The organism is Pseudomonas sp. NBRC 111132 (assembly GCF_001320565.1).
GTDB lineage: Bacteria > Pseudomonadota > Gammaproteobacteria > Pseudomonadales > Pseudomonadaceae > Aquipseudomonas > Aquipseudomonas putida_P.
In genome coordinates this window covers 49952-59125 of sequence record NZ_BCBI01000038.1, presented here as the reverse complement: position 1 = coordinate 59125, position 9174 = coordinate 49952, and the positions used below count along the sequence as shown (strand labels likewise).

20 protein-coding genes and 1 pseudogene are annotated in these 9174 nt (G+C 55.9%); all 21 read left to right on the top strand.

Annotated features, from left to right (window positions below):
* A pseudogene (locus tag APH35_RS18415) lies at positions 1-244 on the top strand (hypothetical protein); the annotation flags it as partial.
* Positions 245-385: 141 nt separating this feature from the next.
* Complete coding sequence (gene rpsJ / locus APH35_RS18410; protein WP_003186070.1) at positions 386-697, top strand: 30S ribosomal protein S10; 312 nt, start codon at positions 386-388, stop codon at positions 695-697.
* An 80-nt stretch (positions 698-777) separates the two neighbouring features.
* Positions 778-1413, top strand: a complete 636-nt coding sequence (rplC, locus tag APH35_RS18405; RefSeq protein WP_003255486.1) for a 50S ribosomal protein L3 — start codon at positions 778-780, stop codon at positions 1411-1413.
* Positions 1414-1425: 12 nt separating this feature from the next.
* Positions 1426-2028 carry a 50S ribosomal protein L4 gene (rplD, locus tag APH35_RS18400; RefSeq protein ID WP_003255485.1) on the top strand — a complete coding sequence of 201 codons (603 nt, stop codon included), beginning with the start codon at positions 1426-1428 and terminating at the stop codon, positions 2026-2028.
* Positions 2025-2324, top strand: a complete 300-nt coding sequence (gene rplW, locus APH35_RS18395; RefSeq protein WP_003255484.1) for a 50S ribosomal protein L23 — start codon at positions 2025-2027, stop codon at positions 2322-2324. The genes rplD and rplW overlap by 4 nt, the downstream gene beginning before the upstream one ends.
* Before the next feature lie 14 nt (positions 2325-2338).
* Entirely contained in the window at positions 2339-3163 is an 825-nt protein-coding gene (gene rplB / locus APH35_RS18390) for a 50S ribosomal protein L2 (protein WP_008089816.1), read from the top strand.
* Between the two features lie 16 nt (positions 3164-3179).
* Entirely contained in the window at positions 3180-3455 is a 276-nt protein-coding gene (rpsS, locus tag APH35_RS18385; protein WP_003255482.1) for a 30S ribosomal protein S19, read from the top strand.
* 11 nt (positions 3456-3466) lie between these two features.
* The gene (gene rplV, locus APH35_RS18380) at positions 3467-3799 is read left to right on the top strand and encodes a 50S ribosomal protein L22 (RefSeq protein WP_003103908.1); all 333 of its coding nucleotides are present in this window, start codon (positions 3467-3469) and stop codon (positions 3797-3799) included.
* A gap of 13 nt (positions 3800-3812) precedes the next feature.
* Positions 3813-4499: a 30S ribosomal protein S3 gene (rpsC, locus tag APH35_RS18375; protein WP_003255481.1), complete on the top strand. Its 687-nt coding sequence runs from the start codon at positions 3813-3815 to the stop codon at positions 4497-4499.
* A gap of 12 nt (positions 4500-4511) precedes the next feature.
* Positions 4512-4925 carry a 50S ribosomal protein L16 gene (gene rplP, locus APH35_RS18370; RefSeq protein ID WP_003255479.1) on the top strand — a complete coding sequence of 138 codons (414 nt, stop codon included), beginning with the start codon at positions 4512-4514 and terminating at the stop codon, positions 4923-4925.
* A complete protein-coding gene (gene rpmC / locus APH35_RS18365) occupies positions 4925-5116 on the top strand; it encodes a 50S ribosomal protein L29 (protein WP_002555481.1) in 192 nt (63 codons plus the stop codon). The genes rplP and rpmC overlap by 1 nt, the downstream gene beginning before the upstream one ends.
* 2 nt (positions 5117-5118) lie before the next feature.
* Positions 5119-5385 carry a 30S ribosomal protein S17 gene (gene rpsQ / locus APH35_RS18360; RefSeq protein ID WP_008089812.1) on the top strand — a complete coding sequence of 89 codons (267 nt, stop codon included), beginning with the start codon at positions 5119-5121 and terminating at the stop codon, positions 5383-5385.
* 23 nt (positions 5386-5408) lie between these two features.
* Complete coding sequence (gene rplN, locus APH35_RS18355) at positions 5409-5777, top strand: 50S ribosomal protein L14 (protein WP_002555479.1); 369 nt, start codon at positions 5409-5411, stop codon at positions 5775-5777.
* 11 nt (positions 5778-5788) lie between these two features.
* Positions 5789-6103: a 50S ribosomal protein L24 gene (gene rplX / locus APH35_RS18350; protein ID WP_003255476.1), complete on the top strand. Its 315-nt coding sequence runs from the start codon at positions 5789-5791 to the stop codon at positions 6101-6103.
* Between the two features lie 20 nt (positions 6104-6123).
* Complete coding sequence (gene rplE / locus APH35_RS18345; RefSeq protein WP_003255474.1) at positions 6124-6663, top strand: 50S ribosomal protein L5; 540 nt, start codon at positions 6124-6126, stop codon at positions 6661-6663.
* Between the two features lie 13 nt (positions 6664-6676).
* Complete coding sequence (gene rpsN, locus APH35_RS18340) at positions 6677-6982, top strand: 30S ribosomal protein S14 (RefSeq protein ID WP_008089807.1); 306 nt, start codon at positions 6677-6679, stop codon at positions 6980-6982.
* A gap of 209 nt (positions 6983-7191) precedes the next feature.
* Positions 7192-7584 carry a 30S ribosomal protein S8 gene (gene rpsH / locus APH35_RS18335; RefSeq protein ID WP_003255471.1) on the top strand — a complete coding sequence of 131 codons (393 nt, stop codon included), beginning with the start codon at positions 7192-7194 and terminating at the stop codon, positions 7582-7584.
* Between the two features lie 12 nt (positions 7585-7596).
* Positions 7597-8130, top strand: a complete 534-nt coding sequence (rplF, locus tag APH35_RS18330) for a 50S ribosomal protein L6 (protein ID WP_003255469.1) — start codon at positions 7597-7599, stop codon at positions 8128-8130.
* A 10-nt stretch (positions 8131-8140) separates the two neighbouring features.
* The gene (rplR, locus tag APH35_RS18325) at positions 8141-8491 is read left to right on the top strand and encodes a 50S ribosomal protein L18 (RefSeq protein WP_003255467.1); all 351 of its coding nucleotides are present in this window, start codon (positions 8141-8143) and stop codon (positions 8489-8491) included.
* Between the two features lie 3 nt (positions 8492-8494).
* Positions 8495-8995, top strand: coding sequence for a 30S ribosomal protein S5 (rpsE, locus tag APH35_RS18320; RefSeq protein WP_003255465.1), 501 nt, complete (start codon positions 8495-8497; stop codon positions 8993-8995).
* A 2-nt stretch (positions 8996-8997) separates the two neighbouring features.
* On the top strand, positions 8998-9174 hold the full coding sequence (gene rpmD, locus APH35_RS18315; RefSeq protein ID WP_003255463.1) for a 50S ribosomal protein L30: 177 nt from the start codon (positions 8998-9000) through the stop codon (positions 9172-9174).

Sequence of the window (9174 nt, the reverse complement as noted above, 5' to 3'; positions counted from 1 at the left end):
GGAAGAAGGCGGTCGTCACACTCCGTTCTTCAAAGGCTACCGTCCTCAGTTCTACTTCCGTACCACTGACGTGACCGGTAACTGCGAACTGCCGGAAGGCGTTGAAATGGTAATGCCAGGTGACAACATTCAGATGACTGTTACCCTGATCAAGACCATCGCAATGGAAGACGGTCTGCGCTTCGCAATCCGTGAAGGCGGTCGTACCGTCGGCGCCGGCGTTGTGGCCAAAATCATCGAGTAATCACTCGACCGATTGAAAAAACCCCCGCTCAGCGGGGGTTTTTTTTATTGGGTTGACACTAAATGGGGGCGTCTATAGAATCACGCCTCCTTTTAGCGGGCGTAGTGCGTCCGTTGGGAACAGCCTGGAGTCTGAAATCCAATGCAAAATCAGCAAATCCGTATCAGGTTGAAGGCTTTCGACCATCGCCTGATCGACCAATCCACCCAGGAAATCGTGGAAACCGCGAAACGTACTGGTGCACAAGTGCGTGGTCCAATTCCACTGCCTACCCGCAAAGAGCGTTTCACCGTTCTGGTCTCCCCGCACGTCAACAAAGACGCGCGTGACCAGTACGAGATTCGCACTCATAAGCGTGTTCTGGACATCGTCCAGCCAACGGATAAAACCGTTGACGCGCTGATGAAGCTTGATCTGGCGGCAGGTGTGGAAGTACAGATCAGCCTCGGCTAAGACTTCGGTCTAGTCGTGTAACGCTCTGAAATGGGCGGCCATAGCGGGTGAAAGCCCCGTACACTCATGAGGTTTACAACATGACTATTGGTGTAATCGGTCGCAAGTGCGGTATGACCCGCATTTTCACCGAAGAAGGTGTCTCCATTCCGGTCACGGTCATTGAGATCGAGCCGAATCGCGTCACCCAGTTCAAAACTGAAGAAACCGATGGCTACCGTGCAGTGCAAGTCACTGTCGGCGAGCGTCGTGCTTCGCGTGTGACTGCCGCTCAGGCAGGCCACTTCGCCAAGGCCAACGTTGCCGCTGGTCGCGGTGTTTGGGAGTTCCGTCTTGAAGAAGGCGATTTCCAGGCTGGCGATCTGATCAAAGCTGAACTCTTCACTGCAGGCCAGCTGGTTGACGTTACTGGTCAGTCCAAAGGTAAAGGCTTCGCCGGTACCATCAAGCGCTGGAACTTCCGTGGTCAGGACAACACCCACGGTAACTCCGTGTCGCACCGTGTTCCTGGTTCCATCGGCCAGTGCCAGACTCCTGGTCGTGTGTTCAAGGGCAAGAAGATGTCCGGTCACATGGGCGCCGAGCGCGTGACTGTTCAGTCCCTGGAAGTAGTTCGCGTAGACGCTGAACGCAACCTGCTGCTGATCAAGGGTGCCGTACCTGGCGCTACTGGCGGCGACGTGGTTGTACGTCCAGCTGTCAAGGCTCGCGGTTAAGGGGAAACTGACATGCAACTTAATGTAAATGACGCTCAGGCGATCGAAGTTTCCGAACTGACTTTCGGTGGCGAATTCAACGAGACGCTGGTTCACCAAGCAGTCGTGGCCTACATGGCCGGCGGCCGTCAGGGTACCAAGCAGCAGAAGACCCGTTCCGACGTGGCTGGTGGCGGTAAGCGCCCATGGCGTCAGAAGGGTACTGGTCGTGCTCGTGCTGGTACCACTCGTGGTCCGATCTGGCGTGGCGGTGGTGTAACCTTCGCAGCTCGCCCTCAAGATCACTCGCAAAAGCTCAACAAGAAGATGTACCGCGCAGCTCTGCGCTCCATCCTCGCTGAGCTGGTGCGTAGCGACCGTCTGGTCGTGGTTCAGGACTTCGCTGTTGAAGCACCGAAAACCAAAGATCTGCTGAACAAGCTGAACGGCATGGGTCTGAGCGACGTACTGATCGTCTCCGACGCTGTTGATCAGAACCTGTACCTGGCTGCTCGCAACCTGCCGCACGTCGACGTACGTGACGTACAGGGTTCCGACCCGGTCAGTCTGATCGCATACGAGAAAGTGTTGATCACTGTCTCGGCCGTGAAGAAATTCGAGGAGCTGCTGGGATGAACCAGGAACGCGTATTTAAAGTCCTCCTTGGCCCGCACGTTTCCGAGAAGGCTACCGTTCTGGCTGAGAAAAAAGGCCAGTTCGTATTCAAGGTTGCTACCGATGCAACCAAGCTGGAAATCAAGAAAGCTGTCGAAGGCCTGTTCAACGTAAAAGTTGAAAACGTGTCGACTGTTAACGTTCTGGGTAAAACCAAGCGTACCGCACGTGGTCTGGGCAAGCGTAATGACTGGAAGAAGGCGATCGTATCCCTTCAGCCAGGCCAAGATCTCGATTTCAGCAGCAGTGCTGAGTAAGGAAGGGGTGCATCATGGCAATCGTTAAATGCAAACCGACTTCCCCTGGCCGCCGTTTCGTGGTCAAGGTGGTCAACAAGGAGCTGCACAAAGGCGCTCCTCACGCACCGCTGCTCGAGAAGAAATCGAAGTCTGGTGGTCGTAACAACAATGGCCGCATTACCACTCGTCACGTTGGTGGTGGTCATAAGCAGCATTACCGTCTGGTCGACTTCCGTCGCAACGACAAAGATGGCATTCCAGCCACTGTCGAGCGTATCGAATACGATCCAAACCGTACTGCTCACATCGCCCTGCTGTGCTATGCAGACGGTGAGCGTCGCTACATCATCGCCCCTAAAGGCGTGAGCGCTGGCGACCAGCTGATCGCAGGTGCCCTGGCCCCAATCAAGGCCGGTAACTCCCTGCAGCTGCGTAACATCCCAGTAGGTAGCACCATTCACGGCGTCGAACTGAAGCCGGGTAAAGGTGCTCAGATCGCTCGTTCCGCTGGTGCTTCGGCTCAGCTGATCGCTCGTGACGGCGTATACGTGACTCTGCGTCTGCGTTCCGGTGAGATGCGTAAAGTACTGGCTGAATGCCGTGCGACCCTGGGTGAAGTCTCGAACTCCGAGCACAGCCTGCGTTCGCTGGGTAAAGCTGGTGCCAAACGCTGGCGCGGCGTTCGCCCAACCGTTCGTGGTGTTGCCATGAACCCGGTTGACCACCCGCATGGTGGTGGTGAAGGTCGTACCTCCGGTGGTCGTCATCCGGTATCGCCATGGGGCTTCCCAACCAAGGGTGCTAAAACCCGTGGTAATAAGCGTACCGACAACATGATCGTCCGTCGTCGCAAGTAACTAGAGGGATACGACAGTGCCACGTTCTCTGAAAAAAGGTCCTTTTATCGATCTTCACCTGTTGAAGAAGGTCGAAGTGGCGGTGGAGAAGAACGATCGCAAGCCAGTTAAAACCTGGTCGCGTCGCTCGATGATCCTGCCACAAATGGTCGGTCTGACCATCGCGGTTCACAACGGTCGCCAGCATGTTCCAGTTCTCGTGAACGAAGACATGGTCGGCCACAAACTGGGCGAGTTCGCCGGTACCCGCACCTATCGCGGGCACGTGGCTGACAAGAAAGCCAAGCGTTAAGGGGTAAGGAAATGGAAGTAGCCGCTAAGTTGTCGGGCGCTCGCATCTCCGCCCAGAAAGCCCGCTTGGTCGCCGACCAGATCCGCGGGAAGAAGGTGGGCGAAGCGCTCAACCTGTTGGCCTTCAGCAGCAAAAAAGCCGCTGAAATCATGAAGAAAGTCCTCGAGTCGGCCGTTGCCAACGCCGAACACAACGAAGGCGCAGACGTTGATGACCTGAAGGTCTCCACCGTCTTCGTCAACGAAGGGCGTTCGCTGAAGCGCATCATGCCACGTGCCAAAGGCCGTGCTGATCGCATCGTCAAGCGGTCTTGCCATATCACTGTCAAGGTTGCGGACAAGTAACGGAGTCGATCAGATGGGTCAGAAAGTACATCCCACTGGCATTCGCCTGGGAATCGTCAAGGAGCACACCTCCGTCTGGTACGCAGACGGTGCTACTTACGCAGATTACCTGTTGAAGGATCTGAAAACGCGTGAGTACCTCCAAGACAAACTAAAAAGCGCGTCCGTAAGCCGTATCGATATTCATCGTCCGGCTCAAACTGCACGCATCACCATCCACACCGCTCGTCCCGGTATCGTTATCGGTAAGAAAGGTGAAGATGTCGAGAAGCTGCGTCAGGACCTGACCAAGCAGATGGGTGTGCCTGTGCACATCAACATCGAAGAGATCCGCAAGCCGGAACTCGACGCTATGCTGGTTGCGCAGAGCGTAGCTCAGCAGCTGGAACGCCGCGTAATGTTCCGTCGCGCCATGAAGCGCGCAGTACAGAACGCCATGCGTATTGGTGCCAAGGGCATCAAGATCCAGGTGAGCGGTCGTCTCGGCGGTGCTGAGATTGCTCGTACCGAGTGGTATCGCGAAGGTCGTGTGCCTCTGCACACCCTGCGTGCCGATATCGACTACAACACCTACGAAGCTCACACCACTTACGGTGTGATCGGTGTGAAGGTTTGGATCTTCAAAGGCGAAGTTATTGGTGGTCGCCAAGAAGAACTGAAACCACAAGCACCAGCGCCTCGTAAAAAAGCTGCTAAGTAAGGGGTACGCCAAATGTTGCAACCAAAGCGTACAAAATTCCGCAAGCAGATGACTGGCCACAACCGTGGTCTGGCACTGCGCGGTAGCAAAGTCAGCTTCGGCGAATTCGCTCTGAAAGCTGTTGCTCGCGGTCGCCTCACCGCTCGCCAGATCGAGTCCGCACGTCGTGCGCTGACCCGTCACGTTAAACGTGGCGGTAAGATCTGGATCCGTGTGTTCCCGGACAAGCCGATCTCCAAGAAGCCTCTCGAGGTTCGTATGGGTAAAGGTAAGGGCTCCGTGGAATACTGGGTTGCCCAGATTCAGCCAGGCAAAGTCCTGTACGAGATCGAGGGTGTTTCTGAAGAGCTGGCGCGCGAAGCTTTCGCCCTGGCTGCTGCAAAGCTGCCTCTCGCCACCTCCTTTGTTAAGCGGACGGTGATGTGATGAAAGCGAATGAACTTCGTGAAAAATCGGCACAGCAGCTGAACGAGCAACTGCTCGGCTTGCTGCGCGACCAGTTCAATCTGCGTATGCAGAAAGCAACTGGCCAGTTGGGGCAGTCGCACCTGCTCTCGCAAGTTAAGCGTGACATCGCTCGCGTGAAAACTGTGCTCAACCAGCAGGCAGGTAAGTGATCATGGCTGAAGCTGAAAAAACCGTCCGTACGCTGACTGGCCGTGTCGTCAGCGACAAAATGGACAAGACCATCACCGTACTGATCGAGCGTCGCGTAAAGCACCCGATCTACGGTAAATACGTTAAGCGTTCGACTAAGCTGCACGCGCACGACGAATCCAACCAGTGCAAGATCGGCGACAAGGTTTCCATCCGTGAAACCCGTCCGCTGGCCAAGACCAAGTCCTGGGCACTGGTTGAAGTCCTCGAACGCGCTGTTGAAGTCTAAGGGCTAGGGGTCGGAGAAATTTTATGATTCAGACTCAATCCATGCTCGATGTGGCCGATAACAGCGGCGCTCGTCGCGTCATGTGCATCAAGGTGCTCGGCGGTTCGCACCGTCGTTACGCCGGCATCGGTGACATCATCAAGGTTACCGTCAAGGAAGCAATTCCACGCGGTAAGGTCAAAAAAGGCCAAGTGATGACCGCTGTTGTCGTGCGCACCCGTCACGGTGTTCGTCGCGCTGACGGTTCCATCATTCGTTTCGACGGCAACGCTGCTGTTCTGCTGAACAACAAGCAAGAGCCGATCGGCACTCGCATCTTCGGGCCAGTGACCCGTGAACTTCGTACTGAGAAGTTCATGAAGATCGTCTCGCTCGCCCCTGAAGTGCTGTAAGGAGATCCGACATGCAAAAGATTCGTCGTGACGACGAGATCATCGTGATCGCCGGCAAAGACAAAGGTAAGCGCGGTAAGGTGCTGAAGGTTCTCGCTGATGACCGTCTGGTCATCGGTGGTGTGAACCTGGTCAAGCGTCATACCAAGCCTAACCCGATGGCGGGCGTACAGGGCGGTATCGTCGAGAAAGAAGCGCCTCTGCACGCTTCCAACGTTGCCATCTTCAACGGCGAAACCAACAAGGCTGACCGCGTTGGTTTCAAAGTAGAAGACGGTAAAAAAATTCGTGTCTTCAAGTCGACCCAAAAAGCGGTTGATGCTTGAACACTGCTAGGTAGAAGACCATGGCACGACTGAAAGAGATTTACCGGAACGAAATCGCTCCTAAGCTTAAGGAAGAACTTAAGCTGTCGAACGTGATGGAAGTTCCGCGCGTTACCAAGATCACCCTGAACATGGGTCTGGGCGAAGCGATCGGCGACAAGAAAGTCATCGAGCACGCTGTTGCCGACCTGGAAAAGATCACCGGTCAAAAGCCGGTCGTGACTTTCGCTCGCAAATCCATCGCTGGCTTCAAAGTCCGCGAAGGCTGGCCGATCGGCGTCAAGGTGACCCTGCGTAGCGACAAGATGTACGAATTCCTGGACCGCCTGCTGGCGATCTCCCTGCCTCGGGTTCGCGACTTCCGCGGCCTGAATGCCAAGTCCTTCGATGGCCGTGGCAACTACAGCATGGGCGTGAAAGAGCAGATCATCTTCCCGGAAATCGATTACGACAAGATCGATGCTCTGCGCGGTTTGGACATCACCCTGACCACCACTGCTCGTTCGGACGACGAAGGCCGCGCTCTGCTGCGTGCTTTCAAGTTCCCGTTCCGCAACTGATTGGAGTAGGAAAATGGCCAAGAAGAGCATGAAAAACCGCGAGCTGAAGCGTCAGCTCACGGTAGCCAAGTTCGCTAAGAAGCGTGCTGAGCTGAAAGCGACCATCGTCAACGTTAACGCCTCTCCAGAAGAGCGTTTCGCTGCCGTTGTCGCTCTGCAGAAGCAGCCGCGTGATGCCAGCGCTGCGCGCCTGCGCAACCGTTGCCGCCTGACCGGTCGTCCTCACGGTGTATACCGTAAGTTCGGCCTGGGCCGTAACATGCTGCGTCAAGCTGCAATGCGCGGTGACGTACCAGGTCTGGTTAAAGCCTCCTGGTAATCGCTGCAGGCAAGATCCTGGTGGAAGGGGAGCAATCTTCCGACCGCCGGTGACCTTGCCATCAAACAAGCCCCTATATGGGGCTTGTTTCGTTTCTGCCTTGTGTCTAGAATGACCGGCTCACCTGAGCCTGGGTTTTTTGCCCAATCCGCTCGGGTGGTTGTCATAGCCGCAAGGCTAATAATTCTTGTATCAGGAGCATCTAGCCCATGAGTATGCAGGACCCGTTAGCGGACATGCTAACTCGCATCCGTAATGCCCAGATGGCTGAAAAGTCCGTCGTAAGCATGCCTTCCTCTACCCTGAAGGTCGCGGTTGCCAAAGTTCTGAAGGACGAAGGTTACATCGCTGGCTACCAGGTAACTGGTGAGGCCAAGCCTTCCCTGTCGATCGAACTGAAGTACTTCGAAGGCCGTCCGGTCATCGAGGAACTGAAGCGCTCCAGCCGTCCAGGCCTGCGCCAGTACAAGGCCGTCACCGATCTGCCGAAAGTACGTGGCGGTCTGGGCGTGTCTATCGTCTCCACCAACAAAGGTGTGATGACTGATCGCGCTGCGCGCGCTGCCGGTGTCGGCGGCGAAGTTCTGTGCACAGTGTTCTAAGGGGGGATAGACATGTCTCGCGTCGCTAAGAACCCCGTTAAGCTGCCATCCGGTGTCGAAGTCAAATTCGCTGGCCAGCAGCTTTCGGTGAAGGGTGCTAAAGGCACTCTCGAACTGAACGTTCACTCGTCTGTTGAAGTTACCGAAGAGTCTGGTGAGCTGCGTTTCGTCGCTCGCAATGGTGACCAGCAAGCTCGTGCCATGGCCGGTACTACCCGTGCCCTGGTCAACAACATGGTCCAAGGCGTAAGCCAAGGCTTCGAGCGTAAGCTCCAGCTGGTCGGTGTTGGTTACAAGGCACAGGCCAAGGGCACCGTCCTGAACCTGGCCCTGGGCTTCTCTCACCCAGTGGACTACGAACTGCCAGCCGGTATCACCGCTGAAACACCTAGCCAGACCGACATCCTGATCAAGGGTATCGATAAGCAGCTGGTAGGTCAGGTGGCCGCTGAAATCCGCGACTTCCGTCCGCCAGAGCCTTACAAAGGTAAAGGTGTGCGTTACGCGGACGAAGTAGTCCGTCGTAAAGAAGCCAAGAAGAAGTAGGGCCTAGTAAATGACCGACAAAAAAGTTATTCGACTGCGTCGCGCTCGCAAAGCACGTCTCAAGATGCACGAACTCGAAGTCGTGCGCCTGTGCGTGTTCCGCTCCTCGCAGCACATCTACGCCCAGGTCATTTCGGCCGACGGCAGCAAGGTTCTGGCAAGCGCCTCGACCTTGGACAAAGACCTGCGTGATGGCGCCACTGGCAACATCGACGCGGCCACTAAGGTTGGCAAGCTGGTAGCTGAGCGTGCGAAAGCCGCCGGTGTATCTCAAGTTGCCTTTGACCGTTCCGGCTTCAAGTACCATGGCCGCGTCAAAGCGCTGGCTGATGCTGCTCGTGAAGGCGGGCTGGAGTTCTAAGTTATGGCAAATAACGATCAAAAGCGCGACGAAGGCTACATCGAGAAGCTGGTTCAAGTTAACCGCGTTGCCAAAACCGTAAAAGGCGGCCGTATCTTCACCTTCACCGCGCTGACCGTGGTAGGTGATGGTAAAGGTCGTGTTGGCTTCGGCCGTGGCAAGTCGCGCGAAGTACCAGCCGCGATCCAGAAAGCCATGGAAGCTGCTCGCCGCAACATGATTCAGGTTGACCTGAAGGGCACCACCCTGCAGTACGCCACCAAGGCTGCCCACGGCGCCTCGAAGGTTTACATGCAGCCTGCCTCGGAAGGTACCGGTATCATCGCCGGTGGCGCAATGCGTGCTGTCCTGGAAGTTGCTGGTGTTCAGAACGTTCTGGCCAAGTGCTACGGTTCGACCAACCCAGTGAACGTGGTTTACGCCACCTTCAAGGGTCTGAAAGCCATGCAATCTCCTGAATCCATTGCTGCCAAGCGCGGCAAGAGCGTCGAGGAGATCTTCTGATCATGGCAACCGTAAAAGTAACGCTGATCAAGAGCGTCTCGGGCCGTCTGCCTAACCACAAGCTGTGCGTTAAAGGCCTGGGTCTGCGTCGTATCGGTCACACTGTAGAAGTCCAGGATACTCCCGAGAACCGCGGGATGATCAACAAGGCTTACTACATGCTGAAGGTCGAGGGCTAA

Bases quoted from the DNA above. Each gene is read 5' to 3' on its own strand.
- rplF (WP_003255469.1), top strand. From the start codon at position 7,597: ATGTCTCGCGTCGCTAAGAACCCCGTTAAGCTGCCATCCGGTGTCGAA.
- rpsQ (WP_008089812.1), top strand. From the start codon at position 5,119: ATGGCTGAAGCTGAAAAAACCGTCCGTACGCTGACTGGCCGTGTCGTC.
- rpmD (WP_003255463.1), top strand. From the start codon at position 8,998: ATGGCAACCGTAAAAGTAACGCTGATCAAGAGCGTCTCGGGCCGTCTG.
- rpsJ (WP_003186070.1), top strand. From the start codon at position 386: ATGCAAAATCAGCAAATCCGTATCAGGTTGAAGGCTTTCGACCATCGC.
- rpmC (WP_002555481.1), top strand. From the start codon at position 4,925: ATGAAAGCGAATGAACTTCGTGAAAAATCGGCACAGCAGCTGAACGAG.
- rplX (WP_003255476.1), top strand. From the start codon at position 5,789: ATGCAAAAGATTCGTCGTGACGACGAGATCATCGTGATCGCCGGCAAA.
- rpsH (WP_003255471.1), top strand. From the start codon at position 7,192: ATGAGTATGCAGGACCCGTTAGCGGACATGCTAACTCGCATCCGTAAT.
- rpsE (WP_003255465.1), top strand. From the start codon at position 8,495: ATGGCAAATAACGATCAAAAGCGCGACGAAGGCTACATCGAGAAGCTG.
- rplW (WP_003255484.1), top strand. From the start codon at position 2,025: ATGAACCAGGAACGCGTATTTAAAGTCCTCCTTGGCCCGCACGTTTCC.
- rplE (WP_003255474.1), top strand. From the start codon at position 6,124: ATGGCACGACTGAAAGAGATTTACCGGAACGAAATCGCTCCTAAGCTT.
- rplP (WP_003255479.1), top strand. From the start codon at position 4,512: ATGTTGCAACCAAAGCGTACAAAATTCCGCAAGCAGATGACTGGCCAC.
- rpsC (WP_003255481.1), top strand. From the start codon at position 3,813: ATGGGTCAGAAAGTACATCCCACTGGCATTCGCCTGGGAATCGTCAAG.
- rplB (WP_008089816.1), top strand. From the start codon at position 2,339: ATGGCAATCGTTAAATGCAAACCGACTTCCCCTGGCCGCCGTTTCGTG.
- rplR (WP_003255467.1), top strand. From the start codon at position 8,141: ATGACCGACAAAAAAGTTATTCGACTGCGTCGCGCTCGCAAAGCACGT.
- rpsN (WP_008089807.1), top strand. From the start codon at position 6,677: ATGGCCAAGAAGAGCATGAAAAACCGCGAGCTGAAGCGTCAGCTCACG.
- rplD (WP_003255485.1), top strand. From the start codon at position 1,426: ATGCAACTTAATGTAAATGACGCTCAGGCGATCGAAGTTTCCGAACTG.
- rplC (WP_003255486.1), top strand. From the start codon at position 778: ATGACTATTGGTGTAATCGGTCGCAAGTGCGGTATGACCCGCATTTTC.
- rplN (WP_002555479.1), top strand. From the start codon at position 5,409: ATGATTCAGACTCAATCCATGCTCGATGTGGCCGATAACAGCGGCGCT.
- rplV (WP_003103908.1), top strand. From the start codon at position 3,467: ATGGAAGTAGCCGCTAAGTTGTCGGGCGCTCGCATCTCCGCCCAGAAA.